The organism is Streptomyces dioscori (genome assembly GCF_003024195.1).
GTDB classification, from domain to species: Bacteria; Actinomycetota; Actinomycetes; order Streptomycetales; family Streptomycetaceae; genus Streptomyces; species Streptomyces dioscori.
In genome coordinates this window covers 30943-56481 of the sequence record NZ_KZ679039.1, presented here as the reverse complement: position 1 = coordinate 56481, position 25539 = coordinate 30943, and the positions used below count along the sequence as shown (strand labels likewise).

Sequence of the window (25539 nt, the reverse complement as noted above, 5' to 3'; positions counted from 1 at the left end):
TCGCAGGGACCGAGGAGGAACCAGACGTTATGGGCGAGCGAACCGTGCGTGACCGTAGGACGACCCAGGCAGGTGGGGTGCGATGAGTTCTCTGCTGCTCCTCACCAATGCCCTTCAGCCGTCGACGGAGGTGCTTCCCGCCCTCGGCCTCCTGCTGCACAACGTGCGCGTGGCCCCGGCGGAGGGGCCCGCACTCGTCGACACCCCAGGTGCCGACGTCATTCTCATCGACGGCCGCCGTGACCTCCCGCAGGTCCGCAGCCTCTGTCAGCTGCTGCGCTCCACCGGGCCAGGCTGTCCACTCGTGCTCGTCGTGACGGAGGGCGGCCTCGCGGCCGTCACCGCCGACTGGGGCATCGACGACGTGCTGCTCGACACCGCCGGTCCGGCGGAGGTCGAGGCGCGGCTGCGGCTGGCCATGGGCCGCCAGCAGATCGTCAACGACGACTCCCCCATGGAGATCCGCAACGGCGACCTCTCCGTGGACGAGGCCACCTACAGCGCCAAGCTCAAGGGCCGGGTCCTCGACCTGACCTTCAAGGAGTTCGAGCTCCTCAAGTACCTCGCCCAGCACCCGGGCCGCGTCTTCACCCGCGCCCAGCTGCTGCAGGAGGTCTGGGGCTACGACTACTTCGGCGGTACGCGGACGGTCGACGTGCACGTACGACGGCTGCGCGCGAAGCTCGGCCCCGAGCACGAGTCGCTGATCGGTACCGTCCGGAACGTCGGTTATCGATTCGTTACTCCGGAGAAGGTGGACCGCGCTTCGGACGAGGCGAAGGCCAAGGCCGCGCAGCCAAAGCCGGAGGATGCGGACGAGACGGCGCACCTCGACGCGGCCGGTGCCGCGAAGGCCCCGGCAGCCGCCCCGGCGAAGGTGCAGGAAGAAGCCGTACGACCTGCCCAGCGGTAGGTCCATCCGCGTAGACTCCGCGCGTGGCCAAGGTGACTCGGGATGACGTGGCACGACTGGCGGGTACCTCCACCGCCGTCGTCAGCTATGTCATCAACAACGGACCCCGGCCGGTTGCCCCGGCCACGCGCGAGCGTGTACTCGCCGCGATCAAGGAGCTGAGTTACCGCCCGGACCGGGTCGCCCAGGCCATGGCGTCGCGGCGCACGGACCTCATAGGCCTGATCGTGCCGGACGCGCGCCAGCCCTTCTTCGGGGAGATGGCGCACGCGGTCGAACAGGCCGCGTCCGAGCGCGGGAAAATGGTGCTCGTCGGCAACTCCGACTACGTCGGCGAGCGCGAGGTCCACTATCTGCGGGCCTTCCTCGGTATGCGGGTCTCGGGGCTCATCCTCGTCAGTCACGCGCTGAACGATCTGGCCGCCGCGGAGATCGAGGCGTGGGACGCGCGGGTGGTGCTGCTGCACGAGCGGCCCGAGGCGATCGACGACGTCGCGGTCGTCACGGACGACGTGGGTGGCGCGCATCTCGCCACGCAGCATCTCCTTGAGCACGGATACGAGTACGTCGCCTGTCTCGGCGGTGTCGCGGAGACCCCCACGGTCGGTGACCCGGTCTCCGACCACGTCGAGGGGTGGCGGCGCGCGATGCACGAGGCGGGGCGCTCGACCGAGGGTCGCCTCTTCGAGGCGCTCTACAACCGGTACGACGCGTACCAGGTGGGGCTGCGGCTGCTGGCCGGGCCCGATCGGCCGCCGGCGATCTTCTGCTCCACGGACGACCAGGCGATCGGGGTGCTGCGGGCGGCTCGTGAGCTGCGGATCGATGTGCCGGGGGAGTTGGCTGTCGCGGGGTTCGACGACATCAAGGAAGCGGCGTTGACCGATCCGCCGCTCACCACTATCGCGAGCGATCGGTCCGCGATGGCTCGGGCGGCTGTTGATCTTGTGCTTGATGACGGGCTTCGGGTTGCCGGGGCTCGGCGGGAGCGGTTGAAGTTGTTCCCGTCGTCTTTGGTGGTTCGGCGGTCGTGTGGCTGCGGGTAGCTCCGCTGGGTGGGTCGTTTGTCGGCTGCGGGTGCGTCGTGGCTGGTCGCGCAGTTCCCCGCGCCCCTAAAAGATTGCGCCGTTCCCCGCGCCCCTAGAAGCAAAAGACTGCGCCGTTCCCCGCGCCCCTGAAAAGCAGAAGACACCGGCGCCGACCCTTGCCCAGTGGCAACGGCCGGCGCCTGCTCTCGTTGCTCTAGAACAGCAAGTTGTACTGGTTGAAGCCTGTGCCCAGGCTTGTGCGGGCTGCGAACAGGTCCGTGGTCGCCTTGTTCGTGCCCTTGTAGAGCCAGAGCTTGCCCGCCGAGTCACGGGTGATGACGTCGGCGATGCCGTCGCCGCTCACGTCGCCGCTGGAGACGTACGAGGTGAAGTTCCAGCCGGTACGGGCCTTGATACGGGTCGACCAGGGGGTCTTCTCCTTGCCCGTGCCGCGGTAGAGCCACAGCGTGCCGTCCGTGGAGCGGACGAGCAGGTCGGGCTTGCCGTCGCCGGAGAGGTCGCCGTGGCCGAAGAGCTTCACGTTCTTCCAGGCGCCGCTGACGACCTTGACCTTGCCGTAGAACTGGCCGTTGCCGCGCCCCGGGTAGAGATAGACCGAGCCGTCGGCGTCCGCCGCGACCAGGTCCGGGCGGGCGTCGCCCGTCAGGTCGCCGGGGATCGCGTACGACTTGTAGCCGCCCCAGACCGAGCTGATCTGCATCCAGGCCCAGTCGCCGACGGAGTGGTCCAGGTAGCTGCGGTACAGCTTGCCGTCGGTCTTGTCGCGGATGATCAGGTCCTGGTAGAAGTCCCGGTCCAGGTCCGCCTGCAGGGCCCAGGTGGCGGTCTGCCAGTTGGCGCCCTGGTAGGCGCGCTGTGCGAGGCCGGTGCCGGTGCTGTTCTGCTGGAAGAGACCGCCGGAGGGCGTGCGCGCGAGCAGGTCGGCGCGGCCGTCGTACGACAGGTCCGCGTCGTCGATGCGCGGCTGGGCCGCCCAGATGTACGAGCTGACCTTGGTGAAGACCGGGTAGGCACCCTTGGCGGTGCAGCCCGCGACGCCCCAGGAGACGATGCCGGCGATCTTGCCGCCGACGACCAGCGGGCCGCCGGAGTCACCGTTGCAGGGGCTGTTCGTGCCCTCGTCGGCGCCGCTCGCGGGAGTGCCCGCGCAGGCCATCGAACCGGCGATGAAGTAGTCCCCGTCGAGGACGGACGCCATCGCGCTCTTGCAGGTCGCGTCGGCGACGAGCGGCAGGTTCGCCTTCTTCAGCTTCGTCGAGAGGGTGGCGTCGTCGGCGCCGGAGGTCAGACCCCAGCCGTAGACGGTGCCGGTGGTGCCGCTCTTGTAGAGCGCGCTGTCGTCGGACGCGGCGAGCCGCAGGGTCGGCCGGTCCAGCAGCGGGGCGTCCAGGGTGAGGACCGCGATGTCGTTCTGGGTGGTGTCCGCGTTGTAGCGGGGGTGCGTCCACTGGCGGAAGACGCCCGTGGCGGTGCCGTTCGTGTAGTCGTCGAGGTCGGTCGTGCCGGCGAGGACCGCGCCGTTGCCCACCCAGTCCAGGCCCGCGACGCAGTGGGCCGCGGTGAGGACCTTGTTCGGGGCGACGAGGGTGCCGCCGCAGAAGTAGCCGTCGCCGGTGGCCGGGTCGTAGTAACCGAGCTGGACCATCCACGGGGCACTGGCGATGGTGGTCTCGCCGCCGCCGATGATGAACGGGGACTTCGCGGGCGAGGCGTCTTCCGGGGTCTCGCCGGTCGCCTTCGCGGCGTCGACGATCCGGTCGCGCAGTTCCTTCGTGGAGGCGGCCGGCTTCGCGGGCTGCGCCAGGCTCGTGTCGGGCAGTCCCCCGGCGGGGCCGTCCGCCGCAGTGGCCGGCTGGGCCGCGAGGACGCCGGCGCAACCCAGCGCCAGCGCGAGGGCGGCCGCGGGGAACGCCGTGGCCCGGCGTCTCCAACGGCTGCGCAGAGCAGGTATCACTCAGGTCTCCTGAGGTGGTGGAGTGTGGACGTCCATGGCGGTGGTGTGTCCTGAACCCGCCAAGCCTGCGGCTCGCAAACCCCTCTGCACACGCACTTCACAGCAGGCAGACAAGTGTTCGTCCGCCGCTTCCGTCACATCACTGTGCGGCAACCCGCCGTTTCCCCGGTATCACTGGGCTCCGGCGCCTTTATATCGGGCATACGAGGTTCTGTCGGGCTTCTCAGGGAGCACTCAGGGAGCTCTCATGGTCGGGCGACAGAGTTCTACTCATGACCGAGAGCTTCCGCCGCAGCGGCGAGTACCCCCAGGGCGACCAGCAGCAGTCCGCGTACTCAGGACAGCCGTACGAGCAGTCGCACCACCAGCAGAGCACCTCCTCCGTGAACCCGGAGTGGCCGCCTCCGCCGCCGTACCAGCCGGCCGCGGAGCCGGCCTCGCACGGCGGCGGTGCTCCCACCGCGCTCCTCACGGAGCCCGTCTCCTCCGCTCCCGGCGCGCCCCGCAAGCGCGCCAAGGGCCCGCTGGCCCTGCTCGCCGTCGTGGCGATAGCCGCCGCGGCCGTGGGCGGCGGAACCGCGTACGCCTTCCAGGAGCTGACCGGCAACGACACCGCGGCCGGCAGCGCGAGCAGCACCAGCGTCGTCGCCACGAGCAAGAAGGGCACGGTCGCCGGGGTCGCCGAGGCGGCCGGCCCGAGCATCGTCGAGATCAGCGCGACCTCGAACGCGGGCTCCTCCACCGGTTCCGGCGTGGTCATCACGACCGGCGGCGAGATCATCACCAACAACCACGTGATCTCCGGCGCCTCGCAGATCAAGGTGCAGCTGAGCAACGGCAAGTCGTACACCGCGAGCGTCGTCGGCACCGACAGCAAGAAGGACCTCGCGCTGATCAAGCTGGAGGACGCGCCGTCGGGTCTGACTCCCGCGACGCTCGGCGACTCCAACGCCGTCAAGGTCGGTGACGAGGTCGTGGCGATCGGCTCCCCCGAGGGCCTGACCGGCACCGTCACCAGCGGGATCGTCTCCGCGCTCGACCGGGACGTCACCGTCTCCACGGACGAGAGCCAGGGCCAGCAGCAACAGCAGGGCGGTGGAAGCGGCGGCGGAAGCGAGCAGTGGCCGTTCGAGTTCGGCGGCCAGGAGTTCAACGGCGACACCGGTTCGTCCACGACGACGTACAAGGCCCTGCAGACCGACGCGTCCCTCAACCCGGGCAACTCCGGCGGCGCGCTGATCGACATGAGCGGCAACATCATCGGCATCAACTCCGCGATGTACTCGGCCGCCACGGACTCCTCGTCCTCGTCGAGCGCCGGCAGCGTCGGCCTCGGCTTCGCCATCCCCGTCAACACCGTCAAGGCCGACCTGGCCTCGCTGCGGTCCGGCGGCTCCGACAGCTGAGCCGCACCCGGGCCACCGGCCCCGGCCGATCCAGGGGCGCGGGGAACTGCGCGACCAGCCACGACGGCGCCGCGCACGACCGCGCGCCACTCCGACCGACCCACCCCAGACCCCGGAGGCCGCCATGCAGACCGAAGTAACCAAGCAGACCAAGCAGACCAAGCAGACCAAGCAGATCGGCCATATCCGGCAGATCGGGCACATCAAGTCCGTGCCCCACACCCTCGTCGGCGGCGACCCGTCCGGACTCGCCCTGGCCCTCGCGGTGGCCCACGAACTGCACGCGCCGGCGCCCCGCGCACCCGAGATGGCCACCGCGCGGGCCCCGCGCGGCACCACCCGCCGCAACGGGGCCGCGACCCGCACCCGCCGTACCGTACGAGGCTGACCCCGGCCGCTCGCGGGCTCAGCGCCCGGCGGCTCTACGAGAACAGCCCTGAAACGTGCGAGGCTGAAAGCGCCCCGACCACGTCCCACCGCACCCGAGGAACTGACCGCGATGAGCCCCGCCGAAGGCGACCGTGAACCCCAGCGCATCCTGATCGTCGACGACGAGCCGGCCGTGCGCGAAGCACTCCAGCGCAGTCTCGCCTTCGAGGGGTACGACACGGAGGTGGCCGTCGACGGCGCGGACGCGCTGGAGAAGTCCATCGCGTACCAGCCCGACCTGGTCGTCCTCGACATCCAGATGCCCCGCATGGACGGGCTGACCGCCGCCCGCCGGATGCGCGGCGCGGGCACGACGACGCCGATCCTCATGCTCACCGCCCGCGACACGGTCGGCGACCGGGTCACCGGGCTCGACGCGGGCGCCGACGACTACCTGGTGAAGCCGTTCGAACTGGACGAGCTGTTCGCGCGGGTACGGGCGCTGCTGCGGCGCAGTTCGTACGCGGCGGCCGCGGTAGGTGCGCCCGCCGACGACGCGCTGACCTTCGGCGATCTGCGCATGGACCTCGCGACGCGTGAGGTCACGCGGGCCGGGCGGCCCGTCGAGCTGACGCGCACGGAGTTCACGCTGCTGGAGATGTTCCTGGCCCATCCGCGCCAGGTCCTCACGCGGGAGCAGATTTTGAAAGCGGTTTGGGGCTTCGACTTCGAGCCGTCGTCCAACTCCCTGGACGTGTACGTGATGTACCTCCGCCGCAAGACGGAAGCGGGCGGCGAGCCGCGTCTTGTGCACACTGTGCGGGGTGTGGGGTATGTCCTGCGGTCGGGCGGGGCGGAGTGAAAAGGCTCGTTCGCCGGTTCACCTCCCTGCCGATCCGGGCCCGGTTGTCCATCCTGGTGGCGGCGGCGGTGGCGTTCGCGGTGGCGGCGGTGTCGGTGACGTGCTGGTTCATCGTGCAGGGGAAGCTGTACGACCAGGTCGACGACGACCTGAAGGCGGCGGCCACGCCTCAGCGGCAGTCGGAGGTGGAGGCCGCCCTGGACAGCTGCACCCAGACGCCGCCGCCGAAGAACGACGCCTTCGGCGCCCGGGACACCTACTACCTGCAACTGGTCAAGGCGGACGGCACGCCGTGCGTCTCGGCGAACTCCGAAGGCACGGTCAAGGTCACCGGCGACGACACGGACGTGATCGAGAACGCGGAGAACGACAACGGGATCTTCCGCAACGGCACCGACACCGACGGCAACGCCGTACGCGTCCTGACGGTCCCCCTGACCGTCACCCAGGGCCCGAGCCGACCGCAGCTCTACCCCGACACCGCCCTCCTCATCGCCGTACCGCTCAAGGGCACCCAGGGGACCCTCAACGATCTCGCCCTCATCCTGCTCCTCGTCTCCGGCATCGGAGTGCTCGGCGCCGGCGCGGCCGGCCTCGCGGTCGCCCGCGCCGGCCTGCGCCCCGTCGACAAGCTCACCGAGGCCGTCGAGCACGTGGCCCGTACCGAGGACCTCTCCGTCCGCATCCCCGTCGAGGACGAGAGCGAGGACGAGATCGCCCGGCTCTCCCGGTCCTTCAACTCGATGACCGCGTCCCTCGCCAACTCCCGTGAGCTGCAGCAGCAGCTCATCGCCGACGCCGGGCACGAACTGCGCACCCCCCTCACCTCCCTGCGTACGAACATCGAACTGCTCACCCGCAGCGAGGAGACGGGCCGGCCCATCCCCCCGGCGGACCGCAAGGCGCTGCTCGCCTCGGTGAAGGCGCAGATGACCGAACTGGCCGCGCTCATCGGCGACCTGCAGACGCTGTCGCGGTCGGACGCGGGCACGCCGGCCGACCGCGTGCAGGTGGTCCCGCTGCAGGACACCGTGGAGTCGGCGCTGCGCAGGGCCAGGCTGCGCGGCCCGGAGCTGACGATCACGGCGGACGTGCACCCGTGGTTCGTCCGGGCGGAGCCCACCGCGCTGGAGCGGGCCATCGTCAACATCCTCGACAACGCGGTGAAGTTCAGCCCCGAGGGCGGCGCGATCGACGTCGCCCTCAGGGGCGGCGAACTGACCGTACGGGACCACGGTCCGGGCGTGCCCGCCGATGAACTCCCGCACGTCTTCGACCGCTTCTGGCGTTCCCCGAGCGCCCGCGCGCTCCCCGGCTCGGGCCTCGGCCTGTCGATCGTGGCGCGTACGGTCCAGCAGTCGGGCGGGGACGTGGCGTTGAGCCCGGCCCCGGGCGGCGGCACGGTCGCGACGATCCGCCTGCCGGGCGCCCCGACTCCGCCGCCTTCCCTGGACGGGGACTGACCGGGGCCGGGACCGGAAGCCAGTAACCCCCCGGGGGGGCCGACCGGGCCTCAGCCCGCCTGGGATGGGGCCGGGGCCGACGGGGTCTCCTTCATACCGTCGACGACGGCGCGGTTCTTGATGGCCATGGTGAAGTTCACCGTGCCGGGCTTGATCAGGATGCCCTCTTCCTTGAGCGGCTTCACCTGGACGTTGCGCGCGCCGAGGTAGACATGGGTCTTCTTGTCGAAGATCCACTCCTCGCGCTGGCCACTGGTCTCGTCCAGCCGGGCCACCGCCACGCCGTGCCGGCCGGCCGCGTCCACCGCGTCGTCGACGACGACCACGCCCGGGATCTTCGCGGCGGTCTCGAACAGCGCCGAGTAGAGCTCCGGCGGCGGGTAGCTCTCGGAGAGCAGGTCACCGATGGTGGAGAAGGCCTGCTGGTCGGGGGTGTTCCCCTGCCCCTCGGTCTCCTTGTAGATCTTGGCCAGCAGTGCGTCGGGGTCGGTGGTCAGCTTGGCCAGGTAGTCGTACGACGGGCTGCCCAGGTGCGCCTTCGGGGTGTTGCCCTGCTCGTCGGGCAGGGTCAGGGTCTCGCCCTCGGAACTGTCGTTGACGGCGGGGTCGATCAGCCAGCCCTCGACGCCGTCCGCGGACTCCCACATCTGCCGCTTGTGCAGTTCCTGGCCGACCAGGCTGCTCCTGTCGTCGACAGTCCTCACGTGGGTGTCGGCCAGCACGGACTCGATGTAGATGTACTGGCCGGCCCGCACGGTCGGGTGGTCGCCCTCGGCCGCCGCCAGGGAGATCTGGTCGAGCAGCTGGGGCACGCCCTTCGTGGTCGCGGTACCGATGTCGGTGGTCAGGGCGGGTCCGGTGGCGACGCCGCTCTCCCGCACGCCGTCACCGCCGCCGAGGGTCACGACCCCGGCGACGATCACCGCGGACAGGCCGAACGCCATCGCGGGCAGCGTGATCGCGGGACGCGGCAGCCGCAACCGCCGTGCCTTCGCCGGTGCGGCCGGTACGGCCGGGGCCGCCGTGCGCTCGTCCCGCCGGGACTGCTGGACCTGCTCGTGGATCTGGGCCATCAGACGCTCCTTGTGGAACTGGTGACGGCCCGACGGCAGGTCGCGCGCGGTACGGGACAGCAGCTGTGCGTCCTGCTCGTCCCGGGGCGTGTTCGCGTTCATCGGTTTCCCTCCTGTGCGGGCCGGATCGCTTTTGCGTGATCGCCTCTTGTCTGTCGGACGGGCCGGGGCCCTTCCCGATTCACGCGAACTTTCTCGGCGGCGTTTCCGGCAGCGGTACGCCGCAACTTCTTACGGGCCCTGGAGAGGCGGGAGGCGACCGTGCCGACGGGGATGCCGAGCGCCTCCGCCGCGGCCTCGTAGTCCAGGCCCTCCCCCAGGCAGAGCGTGATGACCTCGCGCTCGGGCCTGCGCAGGGCGGCGAGGGCGGTCAGGGCGGTGGCGATCCTCCGACGGTCGTCGATTCGCCCCGCGACCTCGTCCGCGTGATCGGGCACGGCCGTCTCGGCCGCGGCGGCGGCGCTCGCGGCCCGCCGGTAACGCCGGTTGCTGCGGAACTGGTTGCGCGCGGTGTTGGTGGCGATACCCAGCAGCCAGGGCCGCAGGGAGCCGCCTTCGGGATCGACCTTGTCCCTCAGCCGCCACGCCTCCATGAAGGTCGACGCCATCACGTCCTCGGCGGTCGACCAGTCCGCGGTCAGCCGGTAGGCGTGGTTGTACACGGCACGGGCGTACGCGTCGAAGAGCTCACCGAAGGCGCCCTGATCCCCGGCCCGCACCCGGGTTCGCATATGAGTGGTCACGCCTATGAGCTGTACGGCAGAGGGGCCCGACTTCCCGTGAGCTGCGTCACAGCGACCCACCCGGCCGGCCGTTCACTGCCAGAAGACCTGCTCCACGATGATCTGCGGGTCTTCTGCGCGGGACACGAAGGTGTAGGTGAGCCAGCCGTTTCCATGGTCGAAGGAGAACAGGCGAGCGCCCTTCGGCTTGCTGGACCGTGCCGGCTCGACGGCCATGCCGTCGGGTAGAACCGCATCGGCCTCGATGCCTCGGAAGTACGGGTCCTTCGCGGTGACCAGCTCGGCACGAGCCTCGTCAACCATCTTGCGCGCATGCTCGGGCAGCGCATCACGGACGGCGAGGGCGTCAAGCCGCCAGTCCATTTGCCAAGGCGGCCCCGTGAACTCGTCGGTCACTCGCCGGGCTCCGCCCTCAGAGCCTCGTGCCGAATCCCCGATGCCTCTTCGAGGAGGGCCTTGGCCTCGGCGATGTCAGTGGCTTCAGCCGCCCGCTGTTCCAGGTCATGCAGGTGGGCATCGAGCTTCGGATCACGTGCGATCGCGTACTCGATCCACCAGCGAGCCATGAACGCGGGCACGGGACCGAGGTCGTACGTGTCGGCGATCGCCCGCTTCCAGTGCCTGTCGAAGTCGGGGAGAAGGTGGGGAGCATCCTCGGCGAGCGCCCTGCGCAGCGCTTTCGGGGTCCGCTCGGGCATGGGGGGGATCACCGCATCGGATTCCGCAGCGTGAGCAGCCATGATCGATGTCCTCCTTCGACGCGCCGTGTCCACGACCATAGTCGCGCTCACCGCCCCAGCACGGATTGTGCGCGCAGCGGCTCCGCCGAGGGGTCTGTGGTCATGATCTCTGCCATGGCATCACCATGACCGGACCGCCCGCCTCCCCGTCCGGGTTTCCCGCCCGCTTCACCCGCCGGGATTCAGGTCCACCCCACGCTTGACGCCTTGCGTGAACGCGGCCCAGGGCAGGTGCTGGCCGGCGCCGGAGCCGTACTCGACGATCCGAGAGCGGGCGAACGCGCCGTCCGTTTCGCGCACCAGGTCGGTGGAGTCCCTGGCGGACGTACTGCGCGTCGCGGCCAGCCGGGGTGCGCGCATCGGCGTCGGCGACGATCCGCGCCTCCAAAGCTCCTAGAGAGGGGTGCGTCTCGCGTCTGCGCGGACCGGGTCGGCGCCGACCACCGGCGTCGGGGCCGCCGCCAGGCTCTGTTGGAGGCGTAGATGGCAGAACTCGTAGTGCGCCCCCGACCTGCGCAGCACCCCGCGGCGGTGTGCCTCCTCCAGGAAGGCCATCAGCCGCCACGGTGCCCGGCCGGTCAGGGCCAGCCAGATCCTCGCCGGGGCGAGGCGGCCCCAGGCGCTCAGCGCCAGCGAGGACGTGCCGACCTGGACCCACACCTCGGTGTGCATGGTGCCCAGCGTGCCGCCCGGTGGCATGACCGAGATCAGTACCAGGCAGACCCCGCCGGTGAGCAGCGCGGCGATCGCGCTCCTGGCGAGCGTGGCGTCCCGGTCGGTACGCAACGTGCTGCGCGGGCCCGCCGCACGCATGGTGTCGGACGGGGTGTTCAGGGCGCGGTAGACACCGGAGGCGCAGCCGCCGATCGCACCGATGAGCACGCCGAAGGCAGCGAACGGGCCCACCGCGTCGAGCACGACGGCCCGGACCGGGCGGTGGGCGAGCCAGAGTTCGGCCTCGTACGGCAGGGCGAGCACGAGGTTGTGGGCGTCGACCGCCTCGCCCTCGCGGTCGCCGGGTCCGCCCTTCCAGACGGTCACCCAGCCGTCGTCCCGGTCCTCGTGGATCGTCACCGTCCCCTCGTACGCCCCGACCTCCTCGTCCCACGAGATCCGGGCGCCCGCCTTCACGGCGAACGGCTCGTCAAGCCCCGTACGCTCCACCAGCAGGAACTCCCCGGGGACGACCGAGCGGACCGTACGGTCGCCGTCGGCCGTCTCCTGGAGCCGCCAGCCCCCGATCACCTCACCGCTCACCCGCGGCTGCGCCGAGTGGATACGGTACGCGGCGAACGCACCGGCCACGCAGCCCACCAGCGCCCCCACGCAGACCCCGATGAGTGTGCAGGCCACGAAGCCCCGGCGCAGTCCCCTGCCGAAGCCGCGCAGCACGGCGCCCGGACCGGTGTAGGGCGCCGCCGTCCGCTCCCCGCGCCGCAGTCCGGCCGTGAGGAGCAGCAGCCCCGCGCCGAGGCAGGTGAGGGCGGGGACGACCGCCGTCTGCCGCGAATAGCCGTAGATCGCGAGGCCGGCAAAGACGACGACGGCGCCGAGCGCGCGCACGGTCCGCGGGCCGCTCGGGCTGCCCGCCCACGGCAGGCCCATCGGGAGAGGGCGCCGGGACAGACCCGCGACGCCGAACATCATCGACAGGACCAGTCCGAAACAGCAGCCGTTCAGGAACCAGGCCGGTCTCTGCGTGAGCACCGCGCCGAGCCGGGAACTCACCAGGGGCGGTACGAGCAGGCCCATGCCCACCGCCACCACCGTGGCCGCGGCGGCCATCCGCAGGGCCAGCCGCACCAACTGCCGCGGCCCCTGCGGAGTCTGCGCCGTGGCGGGCAGCAGCCGGGCCAGTCCGAAGCACAGGCCCAGCAGGATGCCCGCGTAGTTGAGGACGGTCGACGGCACGCTGTCCCAGTCGGCGACCACCCCGGGCCCGAACTTGGCCAGCGGCACCAGCAGCGCCGCCGAGGCGAGCAGCGCCAGCACGGCGGGGCCGAGCACGCGCAGCGCCCGGGGCATCGCCGTCGGCAGCTCCCACCAGGCCAGCCGCCAGGTGCCGGTCGTACCGACGTCGCGGGCGAGACGGCGCAGCCAGCGGTGCGCCGCGTCCGGGCTCCAGGTGCCGCCGGTGCCGCCGCCCTGGCCCGTCTCCCCGAAGGCCGCCGGGACGCAGGCCGCCAGCAGGTGTGCCTCGACATGTCCGGTGGTGGGGAAGCGGCCGGTGTCCAGCAGTTCGGCCGGGTCGCGCGAGGTGTCCCCGTACACCGTGCGGGCCAGCGCCACCATCAGAGGCGAGGACATGACCTCCGTGAGGAGCGGGGAGGGGTCCGCCAGGACCGGGGTCCAGGGTGTCGAGCCGTGCGGGTCGGGTCGCGCGGTGATCTCCAGGTAGCCGCGCGCGGTGGCGAGGTCCAGCGGTCGCAGCCGTACGACCTCGGCGGCCGTGAGCACGTCGCCGGCGCCCACGGCCCGGGTCCAGTCCTCCGTACGGCAGGTGAGCAGGACGGGCAGCCGCTCGTCGAGTTCGGCGTTGAGACGCCGCAGCGCCGTCTCGTGCGCCGGGCCGGGGATCTCGTCGAACCCGTCGAGCACGGGCAGCAGGAGCCCGGCGTCCAGCAGTTCACGGGCCATGGTCCGATCGCCCGTGACGGCGGCCAGCGGCCGGTACTCCGCGGCCAGTCGCTCGGCCAGCCAGTCGCGCAGCGCCATGGACGTGGGGTCCCAGCCCGCCAGGGGGAACAGCACCGGCACCGGGTCGCCCGGCTGCCGGTCCGCGAGCGCGCCGAGCACGAACCGCACGGCGAGTACGGTCTTGCCGGCCCCCGGGTCGCCCAGTACGACCAGTCGGCGGGACGGGATCTCCATGAACGTCCCGACGATCCGGTCGAGCCGCCGGTCGCCGTCGCGTGGTTCCGGCAGCGGCAGACCTCGCCGGACGGTGTCGGGCCGATCGGCGAGCGGCGGTCCGACGCGGGACCAGCGCACGTTCAGCGGCTCCGGGTCCTGCAACCGGCGCAGCCGTGCCTCCGCCGCCCACTGGAGTTCCACCGCCTCGGCGAGTTCGTCGGCCGTCCGCTGCCGCCGGTCGGTGCTCGTGCCGGTGTCCGCCTCCGTGCGCAGCAGATCGGACAGGAAGGCGCCGATCGAGATGAGCGCCGAAACCGCGGAGATCCACATCGACGTCCCGTCGGGACCGCCGCCGCCCGCCAGCGCGACGGCGAGCGCGAGCAACGCGGCGGCGCCCATGCCCAGCCCGACCCGCCGCTGTACCCGTGCGTCCCCCAACGGCATCCGCATGCCCCGCCCCGACCTCGTACCGAACCTGCTCTCCTGGGTGAACGACGAGGTGAGCGGCCACGTACCGGCGCACCGGCCACGGGGACAGGCGCGCGGAAGCATGACGGGAGCACATGCCCGTGGCCGGGTGTGCCGTGCCCGGGTGTGCGGTGCCCGGGTGTGCCGTGCCGCGGCAACCTTTCCCGCACGGGCGGCGACCAGCGACCGACCGTCTCCCCCGTCCACCCCACACGAACGGAAGCCGCCCGTGACTGTGCACCGCAGCAAGGCCCGTCTCCGCACGCGCAGGACCGCCCTGGCCGTCGGCGTCCCGCTGGCCCTGGCCGTCTGCACCACGAACGGCGCGACTGCCGTGGAAGCCGGTACCGACGCCGCCGCGGCCACCACCCTCACCGTCGCCAAGGACGGCAGCGGGATGTACTCGACCGTCCAGGCCGCCGTGAACGCCGTGCCCGCGAACAACGCCTCGCGCGTCGTGATCTCCGTGAAGCCGGGCACGTACCGCGAGCTGGTGAAGGTCCCGTCGAACAAGCCGCACGTGACCGTCCAGGGCAGCGGCGGCAGCCGCAAGGACACCGTCATCGTCTACAACAACGCGGCCGGGACCGCGAAACCCGGCGGCGGTACGTACGGGACCAGTGGCAGCGCCACCGTCGCCGTGGAGGCGGACGACTTCCAGGCCCGTAACCTCACGCTCTCCAACGACTTCGACGAGGGTGCCAACCAGAGCCTCGGCGGACATCAGGCCGTGGCCCTGCGCACCGCCGCCGACCAGGTCTTCCTCGACGGCGTGATCGTCGAGGGCGACCAGGACACCCTGCTCCTCGACACCGCCGCCAAGGAGAAACTCGGCCGCGTCTACGTCCGCAACTCCTATGTCGTCGGGAACGTCGACTTCATCTTCGGCCGCGCGACCGCCGTCATCGACCAGTCGGTGATCACCCTGAAGAAGCGCTGGGACGGCAGCTCGGCCGGGTACGTCACCGCCCCCAGCACCGCGGCCGACCGCAAGGGCATCCTCGTCAACCGCTCGGTCGTGAACGGTGACGTGTCCGCCGGGACCTTCTACCTCGGCCGCAACTGGCACGCGGGCGGCGACGCGACCCTCGACCCGCAGACCACCGTGCGCGACTCCACGCTGAGCGCGGCGATCAGGTCGACGCCGTGGGTGGACATGGGCGGCTTCTCCTGGAAGGACGACCGTTTCGCGGAGTACCGGAACACCGGTCCCGGCTCGGGCGCCGCGAGCGGCGACCGCCCGCAGCTGACCGACGCCCAGGCCGGCGGCCAGGAGGTCGCGGACTGGCTGGCCGGTTGGACCCCCACCGCCTCCTGACCCGAAAACTCGGAGAGCCGGAGAGCCGGGGAAGAATCGGAGAGCCGGAGAGCCGGATCTACGGGCTCGGCTGGAGCAGCGGCATCGTCGTCTCCGTCGGGAGCGGGCCCGCCAACCGCGCGTACGTACCCCCGTACGCGAGCAGTTCCTCGTGCGTGCCCTGCTCCACCAGCCGTCCGCCGTCCACGACGAGGATCCGGTCGGCGTCCGGCGCGAGCGTCAGATCGTGCGTGATCATCACGGTCGTCCGGCCGGACACCAGGCGCCGCAACGGCTGTACGACCCGGCGTGCGGCGAGCGCGTCGAGCCCGGCGGTCGGTTCGTCGAGTACGAGGACGGGGGCGGCCCGGAGCATCGCGCGGGCGATGGCCACCCGCTGGAGCTGCCCGCCGGACAGCACGGCCGTACCGGGCGTGATCAGCGTCTCGTATCCGTGAGGGAGAGAACGGACGAACGCGTGGGCGTCGGCGTCCCGTGCGGCCCGTTCGATCTCCTCGTCCGTCGCGCCCGGCCGCCCGCAGGCGATGTTCTCGCGGATCGTGCCGTGCAGGACCAGGGTCTCCTGGGGCAGCAGCGCCACGTTCTCGCGCAGGAAGTCCAGGGTGATGTCCGTGAGCGGGACGCCGTCCAGGCAGATCACCCCGGCGCAGGGGTCGTAGAACCGGGTCAGGAGTCTGGTGAGGGTCGACTTTCCCGCCCCGCTCACGCCGGTGACCAGCACGAACTCGCCGGGCTGCGCGGTGAACGACACCTCGTGCAGGCTGTCGCGCTCCGCGCCCGGGTAGCGGAAGGAGGTGTGGTGGAAGGAGACCCGGCCCTGTACGGGCCACTCCCCGGCCGGGGCCGCGGGGTCGGTGACGGCGGGCTCGGTGTCCAGGATCTCCTGGAGCCGCTGCGCTCCGGCGGTCGCGGCGGTCAGGGTCAGACCGAGCTGTCCGAGGTCGCGGATCGGCGGGTAGAGGTAGCCGAGGAAGGCCGCGAAGGCGAGGAGTTGGCCCAGGGACATCCGGCCCTGCGCGATCTCCCAGGCGCCGAGCCCGATCACCGTGAGCACGCAGAGCGTCTCCACGACCTCGACGAACTGCTCGTACATCTCACTCGCGCGGGCCCCGCGCACACTGGCCCGCAGCCAGGCGCGCGCCTCACGGTCGAGCCGCTTCTCCTCCGCCCCGCGCCGGTTGTACGCCTGCGTGAGCACGATGTTGCCGAGCGACTCCTCGACGACCGAGGTGATCGCGCCGTCGGCGGTCCGCTCGTCCCTGGCGGCCTTCTGGACGCGGCCGGCGAAGCGGCGGGCCGCGAGCAGGAAGAGAGGGGCGAGGAGGAAGGTGACCAGGGCGAGGTCCCAGCGCAGCCAGAGCGCGGCGGCGGAGTAGAAGACCGCGGAGAAGGCGGCCGAGACCGCCCCCACCGCGCCCGAGACCACCATCTGTTCGATGGCCTCGACGTCACCCGTGAGCCGTTCCACCAGATCGCCGCGGCGGTGGCGCTGGAAGAAGTGCGGGGGCAGGTCCTGGACATGGCGGAAGACACCGGCGCGCAGCCGCAGGACGAATCTCTCGGCCGTGCGGATCGCGAGGGAGTTGCCGAGATAACCGACGGCCGCGCCGAGCACGGCCACTGCCAGCCAGGCACCGGCCGGGCCCCAGAAAGCGCTGAGCGAACCGGTTTGCAGCGCGTGGTCGGTGAGTTCCGCGAAAAGCAGGATCGACGCCGTCTCCGCCAGCGCGGCCGCGATCACGCAGGCGATGATCAGCACCAGCCATCGGCGGTCGCCGCGCGTCAGCGGCCAGAAACGCGCGAATGCCTCCCGTACTTCCCGCATGGCGTTCAATTACCTTTCCCTGCCCGCGTCCTGGTCTTTTCCCTTCCATTTCCCGGGCTCGTTCCGGGAAATGGCCGAGGCGGGGTCCCCGGATCGAATCCGGGGACCCCGCCTCGTGGCGTCGCCTACTTGTTGCCGACCGGGCGGCGGTTCTGCTGCTGCTTGGCGGCACGCTTCGGCGCGGGCTTCGCGGCCTGCTTCTTGGCGGCGGGAGCGGACTTGCGGGACTTGCGGACCGGGGTGACCTTGTGGAAGCTCATGGGATTTCCTCTTTCGTCTACGGGTCTTCTCTTTGCCTTAAGCCCTGTTCGGCTCGACATGGAAAACACTACGGGAGCACGGAGACGGAAATCGCCAAATCCACTGAGACCTCGATGAATTGCGGCTGAGACAGTTTTCAGACGGAGTCGGGAACCAGTTCCCTGTTCACACAGACTTTATTACGCCGCTCACCCGGAGTTTATCTACCGATCATGAGGGCCGCGAATGACGACTTTCGCGGCCCTCCTCCCTGCGGTGCGCGATCTGTCCCAGGGACTACTGGACGACGGTGATCCGGTTCGCCGCGGGCGGCGCGATCGGGGCCGTCGCCGACGAGTTGGCCAACAGGTACTTCTCCAGGGCCGCGAGGTCGTCGTCGCCCACCAGGTCGTCGGTGCCGAGGCCCAGCGTGGTGAAGCCGTCGCCACCGCCCGCGAGGAAGCTGTTCGTCGCGACGCGGTAGGTGGCGGCCGGGTCGATCGCGGCGCCGTTCAGCTTGATGGAGTCGGTGACGACCCGGTCGGCGCCGCTCTTGGTGAGGTCGAGCGTGTAGGTCAGGCCCGACGAAATCTGCAGCACCTTCGGCGAGGCCGCGTTCGTACCGCTGACCTGCTCCTTCAGCACCTGCACCACCTGGGCGCCGGTGAAGCTCTGCAGATTCACGGTGTTGGCGAACGGCTGAACGGTGAAGCCCTCCGCGTACGTCACCACTCCGTCGCCCTCGCTGCCCTTGGCCGCGTAGGTCAGGGGCGCCCGGATACCGCCCGGGTTCATCAGCGCCAGGTCGGTCTCGGGATCCAGCTCCTTGCCGTACGCGAGCTGCGCGTCGGCGATCAGGTCGCCGATCGGGGACTCGGTGCCGACGTTGGTGATGTCACCGGAGATGTACCCGATGGGCTTGTTGCCGATCGGTGCCGCGAGGGCGTTCCACTTGGTGATCAGGTCGGTCATGTCCGGGGCCTTGGCCACGTCACGCGTCACCACGTGGTTCGCGGAGGCGACGGCGGTCCGGGCGATGTCGCCGGTGCGGCGGTCGTACGTCAGCGTCGTGTCGGTGTAGAGCCGCCCGAAGGACGCCGCCGAGGTGACCGTACGGGGCTTGCCCGACGGGTCGTCGATCGTGCACGCGTACGCGGCGTGCGTGTGGCCGGTGACCAGCGCGTCGACCTTCGGCGTGACGTTCTTCGCGATGTCCACGACGGGGCCGGAGATGCCGTCGCCGCCACCGGGCGAGTCACAGTCGTAGTTGTACGCCGACGAGGCCGGCAGCCCGCCCTCGTGGATCAGCGCGACGACCGACTTGACGCCCTGCTTCTCCAGCTCCTTGGCGTACTTGTTGATCGTCTCGACCTCGTCCTTGAACTTGAGGCCCTTCACACCCTCGGCGGAGACGACTCCCGGGGTGTCCTCCAGCGTGACCCCGATGAAGCCGATCTTCACGCCGTTCTTCTTCCACACCCAGTAGGGCTTGAGGATCGGCTTCTTGGTCTTCTCGTCGAGGACGTTCGCCGCGAGGTAGGGGAAGTCGGCGCCCTTGAACTTCCGGCCCTCCACGTAACAGCCGTCCGTGGGGTGGCAGCCGCCCTTCTGCAGACGGCCCAGTTCCTTGGCGCCCTCGTCGAACTCGTGGTTGCCGACGCTCGTCACATCGAGGTCGAGCTTGTTCAGCGCCTCGATGGTGGGCTCGTCGTGGAAGAGACCCGAGATCAGCGGCGAGGCGCCGACCATGTCACCGCCCGCCGCGGTGACGGAGTACTTGTTGCCCTGGCGGGCCTGGCGCAGGTGCGTCGCCAGGTACTCGACACCGCCCGAGTCGATCGTCTTGGTGGTGCCGTCGGGCTGGATCTCGGTGACCCGGCCGGAGGAGCCGGACGGCGGCTCCAGGTTGCCGTGCAGGTCGTTGAAGGACAGCAGCTGGACGTCCTGGTAGCGGGACGGGCTCTGGTGCCCGTGCCCGTGCTTCTTCGCCGACTCGCCCGCGGACGCGGACGCGGACGTGGGAAGCGCCGCGACCAGCGCGCCGATGGTGGCGACGCCCGCGACGCCCGCGAGGAGGCGGGTGGTGCGGCGTCTTGGGCGGAACGGCTGAGGTATGGCTGACATGCGCCCCCCTGTGGGTCGGCTGATATGTGGGCCCCGTCCCGGCGCAGCCTAGAGTCAACGCGCGTAGCGCGACAGGGGGTTCGGGGTTACGGACTGGTTGCCACGAGGGGTTTTTCGCCATGAAACGGACAGGTCGCGTACCGGCCACGTACCCGCCGCGTCCTGCCCGGGCACCGGCCTCCCCACCGGCTGCGCACCGACCGCTCACCGGCTGCGCACCGGTCGCGTGCTGCTCCCGACGGGCCCTGGCGGGCCACTTCGCCATGAACCGGACACGTCGTACCCTCGTACCCATGACCAGCGACGACACCGCACCGGCTGCCCGCAAGCTCTCGGCCTCGCTCGGCCAGGGCGGTACTCCCACGGCCCGCTCCATCGACGTCCTCACCGCGCTGAGCCCCGAGCAGACCGAGGCCGTGCTGGCCCTCCTCGCGGAGGCCGCCCGGACCGACGGACAGCAGGCGGTGTCCGAACAGGGCCGGCTGCAGTTGCGCGGCGAGGCACGGGACGAAATCCGCCATCTGCTGCTGAGCGCCGAGGGGCTGCTCGTCGGGTACGCGCAGCTGGAGGACACCGACCCCGTCGAGGCGCCGGCCGCCGAACTGGTCGTCCACCCCGCGCACCGGGGGCACGGGCACGGGCGGGCACTGGGCAACGCGCTGCTCGCCGAGTCCGGCAAGCGGCTGCGGGTGTGGGCCCACGGCGGACACGCTGCGGCCCGCCACCTCGCGCAGGTCCTCGGGCTCGCGCTCTTCCGCGAACTGCGTCAGATGCGGCGGCCCCTGACCGGGCTCGACCTGCCCGAACCGACGTTCCCGGACGGCGTGCGGGTCCGTACGTTCGTACCCGGCGAGGACGACGCGGCCTGGCTCGCCGCGAACGCCGCCGCATTCGCTCACCATCCCGAGCAGGGGTCCCTCGGGCAGCGGGACCTCGACGCGCGTAAGGCCGAGCCGTGGTTCGATCCGGCCGGGTTCTTCCTCGCCTTCCGCGGCGACGAACTGGTCGGCTTCCACTGGACGAAGGTCCACGAGGCCGAGGGGCTGGGCGAGGTGTACGTCGTCGGGGTGCGGCCCGATGCGCAGGGAGGTGGGCTGGGCAAGGCCCTCACCGCGGTTGGTCTCCGGCACTTGGCGGGTATCGGGGTGCCGGACGCGATGTTGTACGTCGATGCGGACAACTTGGCCGCGGTGGCTGTGTATGAGCGGTTGGGGTTTGTGGTGCATGAGACGGACCTGATGTATCGGACGGAGTCCTGAGGAGCCCTGAGGAGTCCTGACCGGATGGGGGCGGGTTCAGTAGGTCCGGTGGGAAAGTGCCGGTCCGGTGGGGGCTTGTCGCGCAGTTCCCCGCGCCCCTAAAGGGGCTCAGGCGAAGGGCGCCTGAAAGGGCGGCCTCGTAGTGGTTCCGTGACCGATCTCGCTGCCAGCGCCGCCGCCACGATCAGCAGCAGCGTCCAGCGGTCGTGGGTGGAGTGCCAGTGGGGGTCGTCCGGGGTTACGAACAGGGTCCAGTCGGGCGGCAGCAACAGGGCCGCCGTAACCCCCGTGGCCAGCAGCCACGTTGATATCGCTGCTCCTGGCTCCGTGGTCCGGGTGCGACGTATGGACAGAGCTGCCGCGGCCAGGGCCAGTACCGCCGTGGCCGCCGCCTCCAGGGTGAGTGCGCCGGCCGGAGGGCGGGAGCTCTCCGGTACGAGGAGCAGGGCCGTCGTCCACGTGAGCGCGGCCCATGGGGCGACCAGCGCCACGCGCAGGGCGACCCGCACCGGACGGCGGACCGGGACCGCCGAGGTGATGTGCCGGGCCGGATCGTCCAGCAGGAACGCCAGGCCCAGGGCGAGGACGAGCGCGGCGGCCCGCAGCGAGTAGAGACCGACCAGCGGATCGGGCGGGCCGGACTGCAGGCGCGGGACGGCGGCCAGCAGCAGCCCCACCGCGGCGGCTGCCGCGAGCGCGCGCCGGGGCAACGAGCGCCACACGGGCGGGAGAAGAGCGCGCGTCATGGCCGTCACTCGTCGCATGCGTCACCGTCCGAGGCTCCCTCGGCCGACACGTTCAGCAGTTCCGCCACCCGTGCCATCGACGTCTCGGGCGAGGTGAGCTCCGTCCACTTGGCCTTCACCTTGCCGGCGACGTCGTAACGCGGCTTTTTGAGCAACTCAGCGACGATGCGTGTCTGTTCGGCGCTCATGCTGAAGGGCTCGGTGGGCGACAGGACGAGCGCGGGGCCCGAGACGCCGTCACCGACGCGGACGTTGCTCAGCGCGGACATCGGGTCGGCCTCGCCGCCCAGTGCCAGCCACATGATGGTCACCACCCGGGCGTCGCAGACCTCGGTGCCCGCCTTCTCGTCGCCCGCCACCAGCACGGACGCGACGGCGACGGCGAACTCGGGGACGCGGTTGCCGCCCCACTCGGTGCGGACCGTCACACGGCCGGGTTCGGTGGAAGGGGGGAGCAGGGTGTCGGACTCCAGGCCGTAACGGGCGTCGAGGCGCTGTTCCACGGTCAGCCGCTCGCCGCCTGCCCTGCCGCCGGCGAGCTTCTGCACGCGGTCGACCACGGCGGCCCAGTCGGCTGTGCGGCCCGTCCACTCGGGGAAGGCGCAGTACGAGGATCTGCCGTGCTCGACGCACTTGCGGATCTTCTCCGGGGTGACCGACGCCCGCTCGCGGGCCGGTGTCGACCCGGCCGGGGTGCCGCCGGACTGGCCGACCGCGCCCACCAGCGTGAGGGCGAGGGATGCCGCGACGGTCGCCTTGACGACCGTCGAACGGCCGCCGCTAGCCAGCACTGCGAGAAGGGCGACAAGCAGGGCGAGCCCGACGAGGTACAGGACGTGCCAGGCGGCCGGGCGCTCCAGCAGGTCGGAGGGGAACGCGTCGGAGCCGGTCTCGGAGACCACCGGGTACAGCCAGCTCACCCAGTTGTTCCCGGACGGAGGCGCCGCGAAGGTCATGGCGAAGAGCAGAAGGACGAGAAGTATCGGTGCGGCGAGGATGGAGAGGAACAGGCGCCCGAAGAGCGCGCCCAGCACGCCGAACAGCAGGACCGTCAGCGGGCCGACGGCGAGTTCGGCGGGCGAACCGTGTCCGACCGCGCCCGGCTTGAGCGCGGCCCAGGTGAACTGGACGGTCACGCACACGGCGATGAACAGGGCGGCCGGGACGGCGGACAGCACATGGGCGATCGTGCGCCGCCAGGGCTCGACGACCAGGACGTCGAAGTGCCGGTCGGTGTCGCGCCGGCGGGAGCGCAGGACCGCGCGGTTGACGTTGAGCATGACGGCCAGCCCGATCAGCACCGGCATCATCTGCGTGCCGCGATCGACGTTCTGCAGTATCGGGAAGTCGCTCTGGCGTTGAGTGGTCTGCCAGACGATCCAGATCATGTACAGGACCGCGAGGGCGAGGAAGGACATGTTCATCCGCAGTTCGCGCGCCTCGAAGCGGGCGAGGGCGAACACCGCCGCCCAGGGGCGTGGCCGGTGCGTGGGCCCGGCGGCCCGTACGGGAGTCTCCAGTGCGGTGCTCATGCGGGCGCCACCTCCGAGGACTCCCCGTCGAGCGTGAGGAGGTAGCCGTCCTCCAGGGTCGGTTCGACCATGTCGGCGCCCTCGGGCGGCTCACCGACGTTGCGGAAGGAGCCCGTGCCCGTGCGCCAGCCGGCCCACGCGCCCGGGTCGCGTTCGGTGCTGCTCCACACCCGCCCGGCCGCCCGTGCGGTCAGCTCGGCGGGGGTGCCCTCGAAGCGGACCCGGCCGCGGACCATGACGATCACGCGGTGGCAGAGCATCGCTACGTCCTCGGTCTGGTGGGTGGACAGCAGGACGGTCCGCCCCTCGCCCGCCCGGGCGATCAACTCCCGGAACCGCATGCGCTGTTCGGGGTCGAGGCCGACGGTCGGCTCGTCGAGGACCAGGAAACCGGGGTCGCCGACCAGGGCGGCGGCCAGCGCGACCCGCTGGCGCATCCCGCCGGAGAGCTTCTTGATCCGCTTGCTGCGTACGTCGGACAGCGCGACGGCGTCCAGGACCCGCCGCACCTCGCGGTGCCGGGCGGTGCGGTCCGTCAGCTCCTTGAGGATCGCCACGTAGTCGACGAACTCGAAGGCCGAGAAGTCCGGGTGGAAACCGGGCGCCTGCGGCAGATAGCCGAGCGCGCGCCGCACCTCCTGCCGTCCGGCCGATGTGCCCGGGTCGTTGCCGAGCACCGTGAACGCTCCCTTGTCCGGTGGCACGGCCGTGGCCAGGACCCGCAGCAGGGTGGTCTTTCCGGCTCCGTTGGGCCCGAGCAGCCCGGTGACTCCCTCGCCGAGCCGCACGGACACGTCGTCGAGGGCGGCCGTCCCTCCGTACCGGAGGGTCAGCCCGGCGGCGGACACCGTCGGCGCCGCAGAAGGTACCGAGGACAGGTCAGACATGCGTGACTCCAGTGGATCCCGTGGAAGAGAGCGAAAGCAGGAGGGGGAGGGGGAAGTGAAGGGGAGGGTGCGGCGGCGAAGGGCCCTCATCCGTCGCCCCCACCGGAGGAAGAGGAGGACGAGCCCCGTTTGCCGGAGGAGACGGCCAGGAGGACCAGGACGGCGAAGTAGAGCAGTTTGAGGACGACCGAAGCGATCATCAGCAGTACGGCTCCGACCAGCTTGAAGCGCCTGCGCCAGGCGACCGACATCACGCCGCACCCCCGTCCGTGTAGCCCGTGAAGCCCGCGAACGGTGTGTGCGCGGAGGTCGAGTCGAAGCGGTCGCGGCGGAGATAGAACAGTCCGGCGGCGAGCACGGCGACCGCGGCGGCGACGCTCTGCCCCGCCACCGTGTAGGGCGCGAGAGTGCCCTCGGAGGTCGTCCCCTGCGCGATCAGCAGCACAGCGATCCACGTACCGCCGACCAGGCTCGGCGCGAGGACCGGGCCCAGCCGGGGCGTCAGCGCGAGCCCGGTCGAGGTGAGCGCGAGCGCCGGCAGCAGCCAGGCCAGGGCACGCAGTCCGTACGAGGGAAGCGCGAGCGTCGCCAGGCCGTTCAGGGCGAGCGCGGTGGCCAGCACCGGCACCGTGCGGATCATCAGCAGCCGGAACCCGTGCATCGGCGACACCACGGCCATCTCGTACGTCGGGTCGAGGACCGGACCGTACGACAGCGCGACCCCGGCGAGGGGCAGCAGCGGGGCGAGGGCGAGGAACAGCGCCGGGCTGTCGGGCGCCCCGGCGGAGCTGGTCGCGATCACCGTGCAGAACAGCACGGCGACGAGTGCGCTCAGCCACGACCTGCGCAGCACCGGTGTCGCGGCCAGCAGTCGCGCGGTGTGGTCGGCCACCCCGGCCCGGACGAGCATCGACTCCAGGAACCCCGGTCGCGGCACGTCCAGCTCGGCGTCGAGCCGCTCCCATCCCTCGTCCAGCGGGACCGGGTCGCTCACCTCGGCGAGGACCGCCCGGCAGTGCGCGCAGGCCATGAGGTGCGTGTCGGCCGACCAGAGCATCGGGGCCGCCAGCTCGCCCCGTACATACGCCCGGAGGTCGTCCTCCGCGACATGCCAGGTCATCGCGCCCGGATCGCGCGTCTCGTTCGTGTCGCCGTCGCTCATGCCAACTCCTCCCGCAGCTGCTTGCGGGCCCGAAGCGCCCGTGTCTTGACCGTCCCCGGCGGGATGCCGAGCAGGACGGCCGCCTCGCGGGTGGTCAGCCCGTCTATGACCGTGGCCTGCAGAACCGAGCGCAGTTCCGGCGACAGCCGGACCAGGGCGCCCGCGAGGTCCCCGTGCTCCACCCCCGCGAGCACGCGCTCCTCCGCGGACGCCTCCTCGCGGTGCCGCAGCCGCGCCAGCGCCTGCCGCATCCGGCCCCGGGCGCCGTCGCCGCGCAGGGCGTCGATGAGCCGCCGCGAGCCGATGCGCCACAGCCAGCCGGCCACGTCACCCTCCTCGCGGTAGCGGGCACTGCCGCGCCACACCGCGAGAAACGTCTCCTGCACGACCTCGTCGACCGTCCCCGCGTCGGAACAGCGACCGCGCAGCCTTGCTCCGAGCCATGGCGCATACCGCCGGTACAGCTCCTCGAAGGCGCGCCGGTCACCGTCCGCCGCGATGGCCCGCAGCAGATCCCCGTCGCTTCTCGTTTCCCTCACACCCCCTCATCGCA

At 71.3% G+C, this 25539-nt stretch carries 23 protein-coding genes and 1 pseudogene; 8 read left to right on the top strand and 16 right to left on the bottom strand.

The genetic code is table 11. The features are described 5' to 3' along the window. The first annotated feature begins 82 nt into the window (after positions 1–82). A complete protein-coding gene (locus C6Y14_RS04845) occupies positions 83–913 on the top strand; it encodes a winged helix-turn-helix transcriptional regulator (protein ID WP_107015252.1) in 831 nt (276 codons plus the stop codon). A gap of 23 nt (positions 914–936) precedes the next feature. Continuing rightward, positions 937–1959, top strand: a complete 1023-nt coding sequence (locus C6Y14_RS04840; RefSeq protein WP_107015251.1) for a LacI family DNA-binding transcriptional regulator — start codon at positions 937–939, stop codon at positions 1957–1959. Between the two features lie 196 nt (positions 1960–2155). On the opposite strand, the gene C6Y14_RS04835 is transcribed toward C6Y14_RS04840, so the two are convergent. Continuing rightward, positions 2156–3916: a trypsin-like serine protease gene (locus C6Y14_RS04835; protein WP_107015250.1), complete on the bottom strand. Its 1761-nt coding sequence runs from the start codon at positions 3914–3916 to the stop codon at positions 2156–2158. 272 nt (positions 3917–4188) lie between these two features. Between C6Y14_RS04835 and C6Y14_RS04830 the strand changes: the two genes are divergently transcribed. From C6Y14_RS04830 to C6Y14_RS04815, 4 genes are all read left to right on the top strand, one after another. Continuing rightward, positions 4189–5322 (top strand): S1C family serine protease, encoded by a 1134-nt coding sequence (locus tag C6Y14_RS04830; protein WP_107015249.1) that lies wholly within the window; start codon positions 4189–4191, stop codon positions 5320–5322. Positions 5323–5446: 124 nt separating this feature from the next. Next, complete coding sequence (locus C6Y14_RS04825; protein WP_225890908.1) at positions 5447–5710, top strand: hypothetical protein; 264 nt, start codon at positions 5447–5449, stop codon at positions 5708–5710. Positions 5711–5821: 111 nt separating this feature from the next. After that, positions 5822–6553, top strand: a complete 732-nt coding sequence (locus C6Y14_RS04820; RefSeq protein WP_107015248.1) for a response regulator transcription factor — start codon at positions 5822–5824, stop codon at positions 6551–6553. Beyond that, complete coding sequence (locus tag C6Y14_RS04815) at positions 6550–8016, top strand: sensor histidine kinase (protein WP_107015247.1); 1467 nt, start codon at positions 6550–6552, stop codon at positions 8014–8016. Before C6Y14_RS04820 ends, C6Y14_RS04815 begins: the two co-directional genes overlap by 4 nt. Positions 8017–8066: 50 nt before the next feature. Here the strand turns inward: C6Y14_RS04815 and C6Y14_RS04810 are convergent, their stop codons facing one another. From C6Y14_RS04810 to C6Y14_RS04790, 6 genes are all read right to left on the bottom strand, one after another. After that, entirely contained in the window at positions 8067–9191 is a 1125-nt protein-coding gene (locus C6Y14_RS04810; protein WP_107015246.1) for a CU044_5270 family protein, read from the bottom strand. Further along, positions 9188–9820 carry an RNA polymerase sigma factor gene (locus C6Y14_RS04805; protein WP_107015245.1) on the bottom strand — a complete coding sequence of 211 codons (633 nt, stop codon included), beginning with the start codon at positions 9818–9820 and terminating at the stop codon, positions 9188–9190. The genes C6Y14_RS04810 and C6Y14_RS04805 overlap by 4 nt, the downstream gene beginning before the upstream one ends. 84 nt (positions 9821–9904) lie before the next feature. Continuing rightward, a complete protein-coding gene (locus tag C6Y14_RS04800) occupies positions 9905–10228 on the bottom strand; it encodes a hypothetical protein (RefSeq protein ID WP_107015244.1) in 324 nt (107 codons plus the stop codon). Continuing rightward, entirely contained in the window at positions 10225–10572 is a 348-nt protein-coding gene (locus tag C6Y14_RS04795; protein WP_107015243.1) for a DUF6247 family protein, read from the bottom strand. Before C6Y14_RS04795 ends, C6Y14_RS04800 begins: the two co-directional genes overlap by 4 nt. A gap of 168 nt (positions 10573–10740) precedes the next feature. Then, entirely contained in the window at positions 10741–10932 is a 192-nt protein-coding gene (locus C6Y14_RS43925) for a hypothetical protein (protein WP_159074168.1), read from the bottom strand. Between the two features lie 33 nt (positions 10933–10965). Next, positions 10966–13875, bottom strand: coding sequence for an NACHT domain-containing protein (locus C6Y14_RS04790; protein WP_107015242.1), 2910 nt, complete (start codon positions 13873–13875; stop codon positions 10966–10968). Between the two features lie 358 nt (positions 13876–14233). Here C6Y14_RS04790 and C6Y14_RS04785 point away from each other — a divergent pair. Then, a pseudogene (locus C6Y14_RS04785) lies at positions 14234–15211 on the top strand (pectinesterase family protein); the annotation flags it as partial. Between the two features lie 58 nt (positions 15212–15269). On the opposite strand, the gene C6Y14_RS04780 reads toward C6Y14_RS04785, so the two are convergent. The 3 genes from C6Y14_RS04780 to C6Y14_RS04775 all read right to left on the bottom strand — a co-directional run bounded on the left by C6Y14_RS04780 (position 15270) and on the right by C6Y14_RS04775 (position 19400). Next, on the bottom strand, positions 15270–17036 hold the full coding sequence (locus tag C6Y14_RS04780) for an ABC transporter ATP-binding protein (RefSeq protein ID WP_107015240.1): 1767 nt from the start codon (positions 17034–17036) through the stop codon (positions 15270–15272). A gap of 125 nt (positions 17037–17161) precedes the next feature. Then, on the bottom strand, positions 17162–17296 hold the full coding sequence (locus tag C6Y14_RS45485) for a hypothetical protein (RefSeq protein ID WP_263973018.1): 135 nt from the start codon (positions 17294–17296) through the stop codon (positions 17162–17164). Positions 17297–17573: 277 nt separating this feature from the next. Then, complete coding sequence (locus tag C6Y14_RS04775) at positions 17574–19400, bottom strand: bifunctional metallophosphatase/5'-nucleotidase (RefSeq protein ID WP_107015239.1); 1827 nt, start codon at positions 19398–19400, stop codon at positions 17574–17576. Positions 19401–19693: 293 nt separating this feature from the next. On the opposite strand from C6Y14_RS04775, the gene mshD reads away from it, so the two are divergent. Further along, positions 19694–20659, top strand: a complete 966-nt coding sequence (gene mshD / locus C6Y14_RS04770) for a mycothiol synthase (protein ID WP_107015238.1) — start codon at positions 19694–19696, stop codon at positions 20657–20659. 98 nt (positions 20660–20757) lie between these two features. Here the strand turns inward: mshD and C6Y14_RS04765 are convergent, their stop codons facing one another. From C6Y14_RS04765 to C6Y14_RS04745, 6 genes are all read right to left on the bottom strand, one after another. After that, positions 20758–21405 (bottom strand): ABC transporter, encoded by a 648-nt coding sequence (locus C6Y14_RS04765; protein ID WP_225890906.1) that lies wholly within the window; start codon positions 21403–21405, stop codon positions 20758–20760. A 5-nt stretch (positions 21406–21410) separates the two neighbouring features. Then, a complete protein-coding gene (locus C6Y14_RS04760; RefSeq protein WP_107015236.1) occupies positions 21411–22937 on the bottom strand; it encodes an ABC transporter permease in 1527 nt (508 codons plus the stop codon). Continuing rightward, the gene (locus C6Y14_RS04755; RefSeq protein WP_107015235.1) at positions 22934–23824 is read right to left on the bottom strand and encodes an ABC transporter ATP-binding protein; all 891 of its coding nucleotides are present in this window, start codon (positions 23822–23824) and stop codon (positions 22934–22936) included. Before C6Y14_RS04755 ends, C6Y14_RS04760 begins: the two co-directional genes overlap by 4 nt. Positions 23825–23910: 86 nt before the next feature. Then, a complete protein-coding gene (locus C6Y14_RS43920) occupies positions 23911–24075 on the bottom strand; it encodes a hypothetical protein (RefSeq protein ID WP_159074167.1) in 165 nt (54 codons plus the stop codon). Then, on the bottom strand, positions 24075–24944 hold the full coding sequence (locus C6Y14_RS04750) for a cupin domain-containing protein (protein WP_107015797.1): 870 nt from the start codon (positions 24942–24944) through the stop codon (positions 24075–24077). The genes C6Y14_RS43920 and C6Y14_RS04750 overlap by 1 nt, the downstream gene beginning before the upstream one ends. 38 nt (positions 24945–24982) lie before the next feature. Continuing rightward, positions 24983–25525, bottom strand: a complete 543-nt coding sequence (locus C6Y14_RS04745; RefSeq protein ID WP_107015234.1) for an RNA polymerase sigma factor — start codon at positions 25523–25525, stop codon at positions 24983–24985. Between the last annotated feature and the right edge of the window lie 14 nt (positions 25526–25539).